We start from the raw sequence: 15560 nt of genomic DNA, 5'->3' as shown, positions 1-15560 counted from the left end.
TGAAACAATGATTTTAAATAAGAGTATTCTCTCAGCCTGTATTGCCGGAGTAATTTTAAGCGGTTGCACCATGCTCCACTCCGATTATCAGCGTCCGGAACTTGACGAATATGTTTTCGTGAACGGAGCCGTAGGCGGTGAAACGTCAGGGACTGTTGCCGAAGCATCAGGCACTGCTTCCGAAAATGAATTTACCGTAACCGACAGCTACTGGGTTCGTTTTGATGATGAAAAGCTTACTGCTCTCATCGAAGAGGCTCTTGCCAACAACAATGACTACTATCAGGCTCTGATTAATGTCAGAAAGGCCATGGTTCAGGCAGATATCACCGATGCCGATCTGATTCCGGATCTCAACGCAAGTCTCGGCAGCGGCATATCCAAGCCTCTTAAGACCGGTGTCTCCAACCGTTCGTCAGACAGCTCGCTCAAGGTTAGCTATGAACTGGATCTTTTCGGCAGACTGTCTGCCGAAAGCAAGGCTGCATCCTATAATGTTGAAGCCAAGACCTTTGACGCACGCGCGGCAAGACTCAGTGTTTCAGCATCCGTGGCTTCAGTATACTGGCAGATTGTCTACTACAAGGATGCAATCCGTCTCAGTGAAAACAATCTTCAGGACAGTGAAAAGACTTATTCCATCATGAAGACCCGATTCGACAGCGGCTACATTTCAGAACTGGAACTTCTTCAGGCAAAGACTGATCTTATTGAGGTTCGTACGACGCTTGCCGAGCAGAACAACAATCTCAAGAACAGCATTTCAGCAATGAATATGCTGTTAAACAAGGTTCCTACTGCTGAGGTGGTTACTGCGGAATCTCTTGCTGATCTGAAGGTTCCGGCCGTACGTGCGGGGCTGGGCAGTGATCTTTTAAGAATCAGACCTGACGTGGCATCAGCCGAAGCTTCGGTAAAATCAGCTCTGGCCTCAAAGGATGCGGCAAGACTTGACATGTATCCGAGATTCAGTCTGACAGCTGGGCTTTCAGCAGGTTCCTCATCCGAACTGGTACAGTTCTTTGAAAATCCGGTAGCTTCGATTCTGGCAAATCTGGCTCTGCCTTTCATAAACTACTACAAGAATTCCCTGCAGATTGATCTTCAGGAGCTTAACCGCGACAGTGCGGAAATGAATTTTGTTACCACGTATTACAAGGCACTCGGTGAGGTTTATCAGGCTCTTAACAATATTGAAAATGACAATATTCAGTTAAGCAACAGCAGAGAAAAGCTTGAACTAAACAAAAAGACGGAAGCTCTGTATCGTGACAGATATGAAGCAGGTTCCGTGTCTCTCAAGGATTATCTCGAATCCAGAAAATCCCGTCGTGCAACGGATCTTGCAGTATGCAAATCAATGCAGAATTCTCTCAACGATACCGTGGTCTTTGCCAAGGCTTTAGGCGGACTTTAACTTAAATCCCTGAAATAAACCGCAGGGCTCCTGCGGTTTATTATTGAGCCCGCTCAAAAAAAATCAACAAAATACAACTAACGTATTCCTGTTCAGACGAACTTCGTGATTTTTTACTCTAGATATTTGGGGCTCTGCATTATGTCCTTTTTCAATAACCACATTCTCAATAATTCTGTGATTAACCAAATTACCAGTGAAACTGCAAACAGTAGAATGAATCACTAAGAAATTCTTCAAATTGTTTTTAATTGTGCGGAAAACAGAATAAGACTTGGATATTTTTCCCTTAAATGCTCCCTTGAGGTGTATACTTATCAGTTTAGCTGTGTATCGATCATACCGACATTCCGCAGTAGAAAATTGTACAATTAATAGTTATATATACAAAATACATGATGTGTGTCATAAATTTTGTAATTGTTTGATCTAATATTGATCAAACAATTGTTGAAATTCAACTGTGGAACGTCAGATCATACTGTTTAAAATGCTGTTATGGATTGAGAGCTGCTCTAATCTTCTTTCTTCAGTGCAGTGTGCCTACAGTCAATTGTGATAATCACAGATTATGTCCTACAGAAAAGCAAATTATTGGCAAAGGGTGAAAGTTTAAGTTAGAATCAATGTGGAGGATTGTACGACCATTCTACAGCATGTATTCTAGAGCTCCTAAAATACAAGGATTATGCTTTTATTCCATATAATTAAGTAGAAAAGTTAGGTCACGTAATTACTATTTGGAGAATGAATTGAATTTTAAAACACTACTGAAAGAATCTAGTAATATTATTCACTGTAATAATGTTGATTACATTGATAATATTAAGATTGGTAATAATGATTTTATTTTTGATGAAACAATATTAAAATCATTTTTCATTTACAATAATACAACTAAATTATATGTTTTTTTAAGTGCTGTAGGAATTCAGAGAGATATTTATCCTTTATTTCACCGTATTAGTTGGCATGACAGATTTGATGGAATGAAAATTTTTTTTGATGACCCAACTAGAGACATTATAAAATTTTCCCCTAGTTTTTATTTTGGTAATCCAGAAAAGAATTGTTTATCTTATATAAAAAACATCATAGAAAAATTAAAAGAGCACTACAATCTTAATAATGAGGATATAACTTTTATATCTTCATCAAATGGTGGCTTTGGATGTATATATTTATCTAATGAGCTTCATGGGGCAAAGTGTATTGCTCTTTGTCCTCAGTTGGACGTAAAACTTTTTTTAGATGAATCTCGGTTTAATATTTTTAAGGAAAAAACAGAAATTTTCAATAATGATGCCTTGCCAGATATTAAAGACCGGTTAAATCTATATAGAATAAGTAAAAATAACTCAACTAAATTTGTCATATTTAGTAATATTGCCTGTAATTCAGATAAGAAACAAATGGATGCATTTTGTGAATACATCAACTACAGTTATAAGTTGGGTTTGAATAAATTGAGTGAAAATTTCTACTTAATAATCGTTTCAATGGATAATATAGATCCCCATAACGTTCAGCCGGATGTGAATTTCTGTAGTTATCTCAGCAAGTATTTTTGGGAAGACTGTGAAGAAAGGAGAATTTCTAGTGTTAATTATTTCATTGACATGATGAATCAGACTAATGACTTGGATTTTAAAAATAAAGTTATATGTTCTATTCTTGCGTGTACTCCTGAGACTTCTAAAATTATTCTTAAAAGAAGGGAAGATGGAGTTGTAGATATTTTTTTCAATGAAAAGGTGTACTTAAGGGTAAATAACTTTAAAAACAAGGTGCGTCCTAGCATACGCATAAGTAAAACAACAAAAAGTTTAGATATGAGTAAAATATACACATATGTAAAAAATTCCAATTCATACATTGATGAAAATCATAATTGGGTTAATATTTTCAAGGATCCAATACCTGTGGATGAGTATCATGTTTGGTTTCAAGATATAACTAGCAATTTGGGTATTTTTCAAAATGGAAATTAGTTAACAGATAGGCTATAAGTAATAAAATTTTCAAAAATATACTGTACTGAGTATGTGATTACTTTTCTAATTAGTAAAAAAGCTTTTTCTTAACACGAAGAATCGTGGAAATTATAAACGATAGATGGCTAAAGGTATGTTAAACATTTGTTGAATAATGCTTCCCTAAAATATGAAAAACAAAGAGATTTTTAGGGCGTGTGAACCAAACTCTGTAAATTACATATAGCTAAAAATGTCAGAAAAATTCCTGAGATATAATTTAACTTATATAATCAGGAGTTTTGCATTATGGTTAAAGAAAAAAAGTCCGTCCACAGGATCCAGATGACTGAAGGGAAGCATCAGATTATCAAACAGCTTCTTCAGGAATATAATATCGAAACCGTAGCCGACATACAGGCTGCTCTTAGGGATCTTTTAGGCAGTACCATCAAAGATATGATGGAAGCTGAAATGGAGCAACATCACTGAATCTGTTTTAGATGCTGAAATATCTCAAATTCGCTGTGTAAATCAATATTTATGCATAAACTGTATCCTAAAGTTTCTGTCTGATTTATCTATGTGTTATAAAAGGTGCGTCGGTTTATAAGATAATTATATTCCGTGAATGTTTGCCGGATGTTTAAGGTTAACCCGGATGAGGTTCAGATTAGTATTAAATCATGAGGCATGGGCATGTGACCGCATGAAGAACATGTACGGGAACATTATGCCCATATAAGATATCAGACAGAGGAGAGCGGTATTTTGGCAGAAATTTATTTGGCGTTTTATAAAGGAACGGGGCCTTCTTTTTACGATCGTATGGTAGACGGAGCCATAAGGCTTTTTACCAAAGGTGAATACTCTCATGTTGAACTTGCGGTAAAGAAGGACGTAACCAGGGAAGACGGTTCCGTTGCCACGGTTTATGAGTGCTACAGTTCAAGTCCGCGTGACGGCGGTGTCCGCGTAAAGGAAATCAGCGTGGATAATCCTGAACAGTGGCTGCTCTGTAAGCTTAATTTTACCGATGAGGAAAAGATTAAGGCTTATTATGAAAAGACCAAAGGGAAGAAGTACGACTTACGCGGAGCTTTAGGTGTTGTTCTGGGATTCAGACAGAAAAAGAACAGATACTTCTGTTCCGAGTGGTGCTTTAACGCTCTTGAGGATTCCGAGGACGGATGGCGTTTCAGTCCTAATCATCTGGAAGCAGTATTCAGAAATGCGGATCTTTTTGCTGACATCAGCAACAGACATGATAATGTCTAGCTTATCGGTATCAGGACTCTGATAATCATCGTAAAGGATTCAGAAATTCAGGATTTATCTGCAGAGATTTATATTTCTGAATCCGTTTCCTGAGACCTCTATAATATAACTGATGCTTTCAGGTTCACTCTTAATCGTGACTTAAGCTAAAGGTTCCCGGGTTACCGTAATTGCTCCGAATCTCAGGTTTATTTCTGAAATACGGACTGCTTCATATTAATCAGACTGATAAAATTATAAAATGTCAGTAGGGTTATCTGTTTTTCCTTATTAAAGGGAAGACACGGAAAGTTTAATATTTCTTTTCGTGACGATCCGTTGCGAAAGGTCTGTCCTGACGGAGTTGCACAGTATCCGTAATGAGTTGAATCTCCGTTAAGTTATGGGTGTTTTGCCATGAAAAAAACATTTTTATCAGTCTTTACAGCCACGCTTCTGTCGGTTTTTGCTCTTTCAGGATGCGGTTCAGAGGATATAAAGATAGGTACCGCCGGCGAAAACAGCAAGTATATGGAAGTCGGCAAGGTTATAAAAAGCAATCTTGAAAGAACCGGAGATTTCAAGGTGGCTGTTCTTTCTTCTGCCGGTTCGGCCGCCAATGTCCGCAACATAAACACTGGAGATATTCAGCTGGCTCTGGCTCAGAACGACGTCAGCAATGATGCGTACCATGCGGTAGGTGCCTTTAAGGGCGGTTTCCGTCTGGATGACTTTGCGGCAGTTGGAGCTCTGTATGCAGAAGCCTGTCATATCGTGGTAAGAGAGGAAAGCAATATCCATCATATCAACGAACTGCTCGGAAAGAAGGTGAGCATCGGCGAACTTCATTCAGGTACCGAACAGAATGCCAAGCAGATCCTGAGTGCCTATGGTATTGCCGGATACAATACCGAGTCCGTAAATCTCAATTATCAGGCTGCAACAGAGAGTCTTAAAGACGGTGATATCGATGCCATGTTTGTGACTGCAGGCGTGGGCATGCCTTTACTGGTAAAGCTTGCGGAAGAAACGCCAATCAGATTTTTATCAGTTGATGACCACGAAGCAGGGGAAGTTATAGATAACTACGGTTTTTATACCAAAACGGTCATTCCTCCAGGATCGTACAAAGGTCAGATTATGCCGGTTCAGACCGTGGGGATTAAAACACTGCTCATTGCAAGCCGCAGACTTTCATCTGACAGCGTTCAGAGTATTACCGAAAATCTGTTCAGCCACGCTACAACCTTCAGGGGGATTATTCCGGTAACTGAAGAACTTAATGAAAAAAATGCCGTTGACGGCGTTTCCATTCCGTTCCACAGCGGAGCTGCAAGGTATTACCGTACCAAGAACATCAGAGTGAGAACTGAATAATCAGTGTTCATTACAGTATGAACTGATGACCGGTTTTCAGCATTCTGATGCAGTCAAAAAGTAAAAACATCTGATTTATTTTCTGGATATAAGTCAGATGTTTTTTTATGTCTGAGGAAGATTGCTGTACTTAGTGGCAAAACATCCAGAATTGACAGGCTTTTAAGAGAGCCGTTATCTGCAAAACCTTTCGAAAAGCAGTTATGTAAAGAATGAATCACCACTAATCATTGACAGGTGTTTATTATTTGTTTATTTAAATAAAATGTTAAGCAGATGTTGTAAAAATGTGATTAATAGTGATTTTCTGAAAACGTTTTATGTGTATTATTCCCACCGTAGCAATAGACAAATCTATTCTATGACTTTATTGGTTAAGGACATTTATTTCCTTGGTCCTCAACTAAAGTTATTTTTGTCCAAGTTTGGCTCCCGATGCCGTATCGGGAGCTTTTTTTATTCTGTTTCAGTTACATCCAGTCTGCCGTAATCGATAACTGCCTTCATTAAGTCTTTTTATTCCCCGTATGTAATCAGTATTGAGTGTTTTTTAAACAAAATTATTCTGTTTCCGTTATTTTTTAGCTATGTATGTTTCAAACTGTGAACTTGGCGAGGGTAAATTGATTTCAGTTCCCTATAATGTCCATATACTCCATTAAAGTATATGTGTTTTATGCACAGTTTTTTTCCGGGACGTCGGAATTTATTCAGAAAATGTATGTCCCGCAACGGTTAAAGCTAAGGTTATGATTTTTCAGAAAAAGGGCTCAAAAGCATTGATTATGGCAGTTTCTGCCGTGATGTCACTGATGTGTGCTGAAGTATTTTCAGCTGACGCAGAGCTTTTGGCATCTTCTGAAAATGAGACTTTATCATATGACGATAATGTGTCTGACGGCATTCAGACAGTGACTGACGAGGTAATGGATACTGCCAGCGTCAGTACCTGTCACGGTTCCGTTATTCCGTCATACATTCCTGATACCGGATACAGGGATATCTTGTCCTACAGTATTCCGGTAAAAATCAACGGTCTTCACAATCATAATCTTCTGGAATCTGAATCAAAAATACCGGTACCGCAGGGCGTATATACCGTATGCGTTGATTCTGACCATGATCTTAAGTGTGAAGGGGAAGTCACTGCAGGTGTTACCGATTCCCTGGGATACTATATTCTTGCATGGAGTGATATAACCGTTAATCCTGATGTTCTGGACAACGGTTACATAATCGCTTATTCAACCAGCGGCCTTACTGAAGAATTTTTCAGATACCCGGTTTCAGAACTGGGCTTCAGGTACAGCACGGAAGCAGAAATACAGTATGATTCACTGTATCTTAACAGTCTTTCAAATATTCAGACTCTTATAGGCCGACAGAATTTCAACAGAATTCTCGGTATGGTTTCATCTACAGATTTTTCTGTAATGAATCCTGAAGAGGATAACGTCTACCGTACCATTATGTATTCATTCGATGAATCAGGTCTTGGTTCAAGGGAAATCTACACCAAAGATAGCAACGATCTTTCCCTGATGGTAAATTCCGAGTACAACCGCGTGGCATCCAAGGTCAACGACCATGAGATGGACAACATAGTTTCACTGATAATCAGCAATATCGACGGTTCTGAATACTGATTAGCTTTCCTTTACTACCCCCGATGAATAAAAACGCTTGTGATGTCTTTTCAGACAGTCTGATTCGTGTTTTGTAAAACGAATTCTGCTAGTGCTCTTTTCATTGTCTTTGGAGTCCACCAAAAGTATGTTCTCGAGATATACAATACAGACAACCTGCCTCATGGAAAATGAGATATAGCCTGAATATGCTGATATCTTTAAAAGCGTTCGTTAATAAGGCTGAAGTCGTATTCGCAGATCTTTATCCGATTAAATATGTCAGTAGAGTAATCCTGTAAGAGAACATCCAAAACTTTTTTGTGACTATACCGCCTATGTTTGAGGAGTGTGCAGACTCAGCTTCTGCATCCCGGAACTCCTTCTGTGATAAGCTCCTGTCTTTGAGATTATTTCAGAAAAAATAATTTTGTCGTTCACTTAACTAATGTGTGAAATTTTTATTGGTTTTTCTGTTTCAGTCTGCGGTGAACAGTAACGAAAAAGTGTTGCACCTTAAGCTTGGTTTTGACAAAGCGAATGTTCAAAGAAATTCAAATCTGAAATATAATTAAATTTATGAAATTTGCAAAAACTGAAAATGAATAAAGAAATCGGAATATTTTGTGAATATTTTAATGTTTGTATTTGTAATCTTGAGAAACGATGATACAATAATTATAAGACTCATGGAATGAGGGGAGGTAACTCATATGAATGCATCAGTTGTCCGCATTACGAATATCTGCATTCAAAACTTTAAAAACGTTATTAATGGCAGTCTTTCCTTAAAAAACGCAAGAAAGGACTACAAGGCAAGTGTTATTGGTATTTATGGTCAAAACGGATCCGGTAAAACGTCAGTTGTTGAAGCACTTGACCTTTTGAAGATTGTGCTTTGCGGGCGTCCTGTTCCTTTGGAGTTTGCCGATTATATCAATGCTGATTCAGACGAGGCGAGACTTTCTTTTGAGTTTAGTATTCTGCTGGAAGAAGAACCGCAAACAGTTATATATCAATTCAGTATAAGAAGCGTGCAAGATGCAATTCAGAATACAGTTGAGCTAAATCATGGTGAGCGGAAAGTCGTTATTTTTAACGAGTTGCTCAAATGCCCAATTTTGTCAGATAAGCAGACTAAGATTGGTCGTTTAATGGATACCAGTTGCGAAGATAGTTTTTCTCCGGTAGCGAAGAGACATCTGCTTATAGGAAACAGCAGAGAGACAGCTACCAATTCTCTGGTTGCCAAGAAGCTTGCAGAAGCGTCTTCCAGGTCTTTTATCTTCTCGAAGGAACTGTTGGAAATTATTCGCAAAAATGTGGAAGTACATCGGGCAGAAGGCAATTTTGACAACGATCTTAAATTCTATTTTTCAATTATTGAGAGCCTGGTTAACTATGGAAACACCAGCCTTTTTGTAGTGAGAACATCACATACAGGAGTAATCAGTCTGAATGCTCAGCCATTGATGTTTAAAATTTCGGAAGGTAGTCTAGACTATCAAGGAATTATTATGTTGCCACTTGGTAGTCCTGTTGAGATCCGGGAGAAGGAAAAAAATGTGGTAGAGAAAATCATTTCTAATATGAATATCGTTCTTACACAATTGATTCCCGGACTGACTGTAGGTGTAAAAGATTTGGGCTCTTTACTTTTACCTGATGGAGAACGCGGAAATAGGATTCAGTTTATGTCCAATAGAGGAGCCAAAGAGATACCTCTTAAATATGAATCTGAAGGTATCAAGAAAATAATCTCCATTCTCCAGTTGCTTATTGTGGTTTACAATAAGTCATCAATTACTGTTGCAGTGGATGAATTGGATGCAGGAGTGTTTGAGTATCTTCTTGGAGAACTTCTCCGTATTATTACGGAAAAAGGAAAAGGTCAGCTCATCTTTACTTCTCATAACCTGAGACCGCTTGAGACCATTGATCGAGGCTTTATTGCATTCACGACTACAAATCCATATCATCGCTATATACGCATGACGAATGTTAAGGATAATAATAATCTACGCAGCTTTTATTATCGGGATATAATGCTTGGCGAACAAGATGAGGAACTGTATAAGCCGACTCATAATGCAGAAATTGCTTTTGCCTTCAGAGAGGCGGGGGAATACAGTGGCTCGTAAGAAAATCGTATTTGTAATTGTAGAAGGACCTTCAGACGATGAAGCTCTTGGCGTTATGCTGGAGAAAGTATTCAGCAGTAGTTCCGTATATGTGCACATTACACACGGAGATATCACTTCAAAACCAGGAACCAACCCTTCAAAAATTAGAACTATTGTTTGTGATATTGTAAAAAAATATGCAAATTCAAATTACTTGAAAAAAACTAATTTTCAGCAGATTATTCATATAACTGATACTGATGGTGCATACATTCCCGATGAAAACGTGGTGGAGGATTCGTCGGTCAGTAAAACGAAATACTCTCTAACTGAGATACGTACGTCCAATGCTGACGGAATACGGGAGCGAAATTCGACAAAGAGTCGATGCCTCAATGTGTTATCAACCACTCAGACGATATGGAATATTCCGTATCAGTTATACTATATGTCCTGCAACCTGGATCATGTACTTCATAACAAGCAAAACTCTTCAGATGAAGAAAAGGAGAAAGATGCAGTGGCATTTGTGAGACGGTATAGACAGGATACTGATGGCTTTGTCAAATTCCTTGCAGAATCTGATTTCTCTGTGACTTCAGATTATGTTGATTCCTGGAACTATATCAAGCAGGAACTTAATTCCCTTTAACGTCACACGAATTTTGGTATTTGCTTAAAATCGGCAACCAAAGCTGTTTCTGACAAGGATACCTCCGCCAATGGAACAAAAGAATAGAATAAAAATCTTTTAACAGAAAATAAATTACTGTCACCAATGTTCAGTTTGCGCCTTCTAAACAGATTAATATTCTAATGTCGGAAATTTAAGCGTTTTGATCATGTTTTGGAGGATAATTCCGGACAGAACGTATGGAATGATAATCTGTCTCAAATTGTTGCGTGAATGACAGTCTTGATTTCTCCTTTGTGTAGTATAATTATCGCGGTTTTTGTACAGCAATATACTAAAGAATTTAGATTTCCGGTTAAATAGCGGTAAGCATACGACGGTCAGGTGTAAGTCGGTTTCTGACTCCTGTCGTATCATGTGACGCTGAATACAGACCGGTTTATGATGGAGAAGTCATGCTTTTCAATGTAAATGATTTTAGGCAGAAAATCAGGGATCTTCCTTTAACAGAAAATAAATTACTGTCACCAATGTTCAGAGACGATAATCTCACCAAACAGGGAAACAATATTATTGTTCTGCATGCCGGAGCTGATGATTCTGTTTCCTGTGACGTAATAACGCCTGAAGTCGCAGAAAAGGAATACCGTATCCGCATAAATTACCGTGGAAAGAATTCAGCCATCGTAATCTGGGATGATCTGTGTCTTAAGGCCTGTTCGGTTACCATGGGAGAGAACGGTCTTATTTATTTAGGCAGGTCCTTCAAGAGCAGACATTCAGTGAACATCAATCTGAGTAACCGAAACGGAACGATTTGCTTCGGTGATAACTGCAATGTCGGAAACATGAATGTATATGCAGGCGATGAAAAGAATCTGGAGGTTCTTGTCGGCGACAGATTTCTGTCTGCACTGAATCTCGAACTCAGGGCATCAGACGGACATACCATCTATGATCTGGATAATCCGGATGCTGCCATCAATAAGCCGGTATTCGGAATTCACGTGGCAAATCATGTATGGATAGGTATGAACGTTTTTGTGGGAAAAGACGTTATTATTCCTTCAGACTGCATTGTGGGTGCAGGCTCTCTCGTTACCAAAAAAAGATTCAAACCTAACTGTGTAATAGCAGGAACTCCGGCGGCGGTTATCCGTGAAAACGTGAACTGGGATGAAAGAACCATCACCAGATTTGAACAGGAAAAGAAGAAGAAAAAATAATCAGTCGGCAGGTGTCAGACAGTTAAGCAATGCAGGAGTAATCAGATGAGTATTATCCTTCTGATTCATTCCTGCATTTTTTATATTCGGTTTCACCGCTCCGGTCAGTCAGAAACTGAATGGAACAGAATGAAGCTTTCTGTTTTTCCTGCCTGGGGATATTGAGTACAGAAGGATTATATTGTCGAAATAATCACGACGGGGTTTAAAGCCCATTAAGCCTCGGTTGCGACCCGAGGTTCATTAATCGAACCCGGTTCGCATGACTGGACGGTATAATGGTTGTATATCCAGTTTTTTGCCTCATCTCTGCTTATTTCACAGATTTCAATTTTTCTGGCAAGATTCTGCAGTTCGTCATCAGTTGCATGGATACTGCATCCGTTCATGATCATGGTGGTGGTAGCAGCGAGAATCGCTGTTTCCCTGTTGTTGTATACAAAGGGATGTTCCCTCAGGATACTGTAGAGAATCATGGCTGCAAGTCCGGTGTTATAGCCTGATGATTCATCTATGGAGTCGTAGTTCTGTACAATGTTTTCCAGTATGTTTCTGTCTCTTATTTCTATCTGCTCAGAGCCGCACAGGAATTTATTAAGTCCTATCAGCTCATCCACCGAAAGAAGCTTTTTCATTTTTCTCTCCTTTGACATCCGTCGCCGATGTGATGCTGGCAGATGTCCTCTCCGTTTTTATTATTAACGCATACTCATAACGTATATCTGAACAGAAAACACCGACATACGTGATACAGATATTTACGCGTGCTGTTGCTTAATTATTATTATCATTATTACTGAACCGCATATCATCGAAATACGGAATCCTGCGGTTCTTAAAAATCATTCCGTCCCTGCGGTTTTATAACCGGAACATGAAGGGTAGCCGGCCGTCAGTAATTTATTTTCTGGTAAGGTTCCTGTAAATACTGAAGTTCATGTCCATGGACATGACTATGGCTTTTATAATCTCAGGACTTTTCAGCTCATCAGGAATACCGACGATCATTTTCGGAAAATAATCCAGCCGGTGAATGTCTGATATCACTGAATCAATTTCGGCATCAGAAAGATGAAAACGTTTAAGGGTTGTAATGAACCCGTAAATCATTTCTTCAGTCATAATGTCATGGTAGGTTGCTATGCTCATGGTCCTCTCCAGATATATTATTCCGGTCTTACGACTGATAATATACGGAGCTTTCTAAACTACAGGGCTAAAGAAAACTCCTGAAACCATAGATTATTACCTTCCGGAAACAAGCCTGTAAGGATCGGACTACAGCCGTGATGACATGATTCTAATCATATGTAACGGTAAAATTCACGGATGACTTTTACTGAAGTTGTTCTGATAACAGATGAAACAGGCAGATGACACAGCTCCGGTTTTATGCATCATTCGATGAGTATTTTCGGAACCTGAGGTAAACATTCTATGGTTTTAAAAATCAACGGCGCTTATCCGGCTGATACGACTAGACAGATAACCGCAGTCCCGACTATGGAACCCCTACATTAATTTATGACATCAATTGCAGAGCGATTCAAATGATTGTTTAATTAATCATTGTTATTTAAGGCATTTGTCAAAAAATTTTAAGAAGTGTGATGTGAGGCAGGGTGGAATTTCCGGTGTTTTAACCGCATCTTTGAGGGATTTGTTCTGATTTGATAAAAAGGTAAAACATCTGAAGCCTCCACCGCATCCGTACCTGCAGACCTGAGCATATTTCTGATAATTCAGGAGGGCATTACGGCAGTAATTCTGCAGAAGTACACCGGCATGCCGTATTACCTTCCTGCAGGTGCTGAGAATACGGAAACGGCAGCAGTTTCAGGTATGTGTCCTCAGAAACGGTTGTTTTTTCAGTACGGATTCCTTTTTATGAAAAATTCTTCTCAAGATACTGACTGATGCCGAGTACTATTTCTTCTGGCTTTTTCATATGAATGTTGTGTCCGCATCCGCTGATTCCGGTTACGGTTATGGCGGGATTACGGGCTTCGGCAAGCTTTAAGGCGAGCTCTCTGTATTTTACGTCGTTTTCGCCGTAAAGATAGAGAAGCGGAAGGTTTGTATCCTTTATAAGACTGCCAAGGTAAGGCATTTTACCTGTGCTCAGTCCGGTAAGAGTTCTGGCCATTCTTTCTCCGATATTGCGTGAGCGCATCAGAATGATTTTTTCCTTTTCCTCTTCATCAAGATCCGCAAAAACAGGCTGACCATACCATTCTGTAACCACATCCTTCATCGGACCTGAGGCAAACTTTTCAGCCCAGACTTTGTCGTTTCTGAATCTTTCTTTTCTCTCGGCCTTGTCCGCAATGCCGAAACCGGAGCTTTCAAGGATAAGTCCATTTACCTTAACCTTCGGACGTTCAGCGGTAAGGGCATAATGGGTTGCTATTCTGCCACCCATGGAATATCCGTAAAGGATGCATTCCTTTACCTTCAGGCCTATAAGCTGTTCCTCCAGCCAGTCATTTACGCTGGTAAAATCCACCTCGGCATCACTGCATCCGGACCCCGGCAGGGATATGATCTGCGCGCCTATGGAGAATTTGTCTGCAAAGGTCAGAAATTCATGGGCGGTTCCCAGAAATCCGGGTAAAAAAACAATCTGTAGCATATTCTGTTATCCTTTTTGTTCCTCTGCAGAGCACTGATATTCAACTGATGACGACATGTAACGTCAGACAGGTGTTACTTTATTAAAGAATATTCAAAACGTCAAGAATGAAGTCCTGTATACATTATCTGCCGAATAAAAATCGAAAGGATAACTGAAACACAATGAAGCAGTTCGCTCCTGAAATTCATAATATTTGCTGTTGTCACGAGTCATAACCAGTTCCTTCAAGGTTTATAAAAATCTGCTTATGCAGATGTTTTATTTCTGATTACCGGTCATTCAATAAATGTGTACTCATGTCTTCTGTAAAGTGAACGGCATAAGTGCAAAAAGGTAAAATAATTCGTGGTTAACAGAAATTTTTACTTTTTCGGGTACGATTACAGCAAAAATGTCGGTTAATTTTATTTTTCACAATTGTCATGCTGTATTTTTATTTATGCAAACGTGCGAATATGTCGTCTGCGACACATTCTCAATCTGCCTGTGCCGTTAAACTACCGGCATGTATATTTAAAGAATAACTGTTAAGTGAGAAGCCATGAGTTCTGAAAACAATAATAAAGCTGATGTATCCGCTGCTGAGAGGAATCAGGATGAATCAGCAGGGGATAATTCTAAAGAAAACGCAAGTAATGAAGCTGTTTACGACCTCAGCATGACGGCTTACGATGATGAATCATCAGACAGCGGTTTTGTATTCCTCGATGATGCTTCCGAAGATAATGACGGGACTGAAATCAGATCAACAGATGAAGATTCCGCAAGGCAGTGGTTTACCACGGATCAGCTTCATGACATTCAGGTGTTCATCAATGCCATGAACGGTCTTTTTAAACTGGTGGCCAACGCTGATTACACCGATCAGGTGAAATTCATCAGACAGAATATCTCCGTTCTGAGAACCATTGCCCATAACAGCACCGGACTTCTTGCCTATGACGAAAGGGAAACAGATGACGAAATCTATGCCTCAAGCCTGGTGATGAGATGGAGCTGCGGCATTCCTCTTGAAGAGGATCTTGCCGATAATTACGGTGAACTCGGAGTATGGAACTATATTCCGGAATAGGTTGCGTTTTCAGTTCCCGTCACCGTCACAATTGCCTGTTACTTCTCCCTCGTAAAGAAATATCTCAACCCCGGCAGAATACGGAACAGTCAGCTCTCAGGGATGATTAAAGGCTTTATTCCAGATTCAGGCAAAACAAAGGGATATGAGTTTTAAACTCATATCCCTGTTTTTCGGTAATGCGGTCTGAATTGCCGTATTTCTATTCAGCAGTCTTTAAC

General features: G+C 39.3%; 13 protein-coding genes. 10 read left to right on the top strand and 3 right to left on the bottom strand.

Going from position 1 to position 15560, the window contains the following annotated elements; translation table 11 throughout:
- Nucleotides 1-7: 7 nt before the first annotated feature.
- The 9 genes from BMY80_RS05715 to BMY80_RS05675 all read left to right on the top strand — a co-directional run bounded on the left by BMY80_RS05715 (nucleotide 8) and on the right by BMY80_RS05675 (nucleotide 11632).
- Nucleotides 8-1417, top strand: a complete 1410-nt coding sequence (locus BMY80_RS05715; RefSeq protein WP_093141800.1) for a TolC family protein — start codon at nucleotides 8-10, stop codon at nucleotides 1415-1417.
- Between the two features lie 752 nt (nucleotides 1418-2169).
- Complete coding sequence (locus BMY80_RS05710; protein WP_093141797.1) at nucleotides 2170-3408, top strand: hypothetical protein; 1239 nt, start codon at nucleotides 2170-2172, stop codon at nucleotides 3406-3408.
- A 291-nt stretch (nucleotides 3409-3699) separates the two neighbouring features.
- Nucleotides 3700-3882: a hypothetical protein gene (locus tag BMY80_RS05705; protein ID WP_031579644.1), complete on the top strand. Its 183-nt coding sequence runs from the start codon at nucleotides 3700-3702 to the stop codon at nucleotides 3880-3882.
- A 279-nt stretch (nucleotides 3883-4161) separates the two neighbouring features.
- Nucleotides 4162-4668, top strand: coding sequence for a hypothetical protein (locus tag BMY80_RS05700; RefSeq protein ID WP_051621923.1), 507 nt, complete (start codon nucleotides 4162-4164; stop codon nucleotides 4666-4668).
- Nucleotides 4669-5064: 396 nt separating this feature from the next.
- Entirely contained in the window at nucleotides 5065-6024 is a 960-nt protein-coding gene (locus BMY80_RS05695) for a TAXI family TRAP transporter solute-binding subunit (RefSeq protein ID WP_093141795.1), read from the top strand.
- A gap of 749 nt (nucleotides 6025-6773) precedes the next feature.
- The gene (locus BMY80_RS05690; RefSeq protein WP_093141792.1) at nucleotides 6774-7670 is read left to right on the top strand and encodes a hypothetical protein; all 897 of its coding nucleotides are present in this window, start codon (nucleotides 6774-6776) and stop codon (nucleotides 7668-7670) included.
- A 692-nt stretch (nucleotides 7671-8362) separates the two neighbouring features.
- Nucleotides 8363-9790: an AAA family ATPase gene (locus tag BMY80_RS05685; RefSeq protein WP_093141789.1), complete on the top strand. Its 1428-nt coding sequence runs from the start codon at nucleotides 8363-8365 to the stop codon at nucleotides 9788-9790.
- Entirely contained in the window at nucleotides 9780-10424 is a 645-nt protein-coding gene (locus BMY80_RS05680) for a hypothetical protein (RefSeq protein WP_093141787.1), read from the top strand. Before BMY80_RS05685 ends, BMY80_RS05680 begins: the two co-directional genes overlap by 11 nt.
- Nucleotides 10425-10861: 437 nt before the next feature.
- The gene (locus BMY80_RS05675; RefSeq protein WP_051621925.1) at nucleotides 10862-11632 is read left to right on the top strand and encodes an LbetaH domain-containing protein; all 771 of its coding nucleotides are present in this window, start codon (nucleotides 10862-10864) and stop codon (nucleotides 11630-11632) included.
- A gap of 215 nt (nucleotides 11633-11847) precedes the next feature.
- Here the strand turns inward: BMY80_RS05675 and BMY80_RS05670 are convergent, their stop codons facing one another.
- From BMY80_RS05670 to BMY80_RS05660, 3 genes are all read right to left on the bottom strand, one after another.
- Nucleotides 11848-12267: a type II toxin-antitoxin system death-on-curing family toxin gene (locus BMY80_RS05670; protein ID WP_093141784.1), complete on the bottom strand. Its 420-nt coding sequence runs from the start codon at nucleotides 12265-12267 to the stop codon at nucleotides 11848-11850.
- A 265-nt stretch (nucleotides 12268-12532) separates the two neighbouring features.
- The gene (locus BMY80_RS05665) at nucleotides 12533-12781 is read right to left on the bottom strand and encodes a hypothetical protein (RefSeq protein WP_093141782.1); all 249 of its coding nucleotides are present in this window, start codon (nucleotides 12779-12781) and stop codon (nucleotides 12533-12535) included.
- 736 nt (nucleotides 12782-13517) lie between these two features.
- Complete coding sequence (locus BMY80_RS05660) at nucleotides 13518-14264, bottom strand: alpha/beta fold hydrolase (protein ID WP_093141779.1); 747 nt, start codon at nucleotides 14262-14264, stop codon at nucleotides 13518-13520.
- A gap of 544 nt (nucleotides 14265-14808) precedes the next feature.
- On the opposite strand from BMY80_RS05660, the gene BMY80_RS05655 reads away from it, so the two are divergent.
- Nucleotides 14809-15339: a hypothetical protein gene (locus BMY80_RS05655; protein WP_093141776.1), complete on the top strand. Its 531-nt coding sequence runs from the start codon at nucleotides 14809-14811 to the stop codon at nucleotides 15337-15339.
- Nucleotides 15340-15560: the final 221 nt, after the last annotated feature.

Origin of the sequence: Ruminobacter amylophilus, from assembly GCF_900115655.1 — a bacterium.
Lineage (GTDB): Bacteria > Pseudomonadota > Gammaproteobacteria > Enterobacterales > Succinivibrionaceae > Ruminobacter > Ruminobacter amylophilus.
This window is presented reverse-complemented; position numbering and strand designations above follow the sequence as displayed.

Coding starts and splice junctions, on each gene's coding strand:
- BMY80_RS05715 (WP_093141800.1), top strand. CDS start 8: ATGATTTTAAATAAGAGTATTCTCTCAGCCTGTATTGCCGGAGTAATT.
- BMY80_RS05705 (WP_031579644.1), top strand. CDS start 3,700: ATGGTTAAAGAAAAAAAGTCCGTCCACAGGATCCAGATGACTGAAGGG.
- BMY80_RS05695 (WP_093141795.1), top strand. CDS start 5,065: ATGAAAAAAACATTTTTATCAGTCTTTACAGCCACGCTTCTGTCGGTT.
- BMY80_RS05690 (WP_093141792.1), top strand. CDS start 6,774: ATGATTTTTCAGAAAAAGGGCTCAAAAGCATTGATTATGGCAGTTTCT.
- BMY80_RS05685 (WP_093141789.1), top strand. CDS start 8,363: ATGAATGCATCAGTTGTCCGCATTACGAATATCTGCATTCAAAACTTT.
- BMY80_RS05675 (WP_051621925.1), top strand. CDS start 10,862: ATGCTTTTCAATGTAAATGATTTTAGGCAGAAAATCAGGGATCTTCCT.
- BMY80_RS05670 (WP_093141784.1), bottom strand. CDS start 12,267: ATGAAAAAGCTTCTTTCGGTGGATGAGCTGATAGGACTTAATAAATTC.
- BMY80_RS05665 (WP_093141782.1), bottom strand. CDS start 12,781: ATGAGCATAGCAACCTACCATGACATTATGACTGAAGAAATGATTTAC.
- BMY80_RS05660 (WP_093141779.1), bottom strand. CDS start 14,264: ATGCTACAGATTGTTTTTTTACCCGGATTTCTGGGAACCGCCCATGAA.
- BMY80_RS05655 (WP_093141776.1), top strand. CDS start 14,809: ATGAGTTCTGAAAACAATAATAAAGCTGATGTATCCGCTGCTGAGAGG.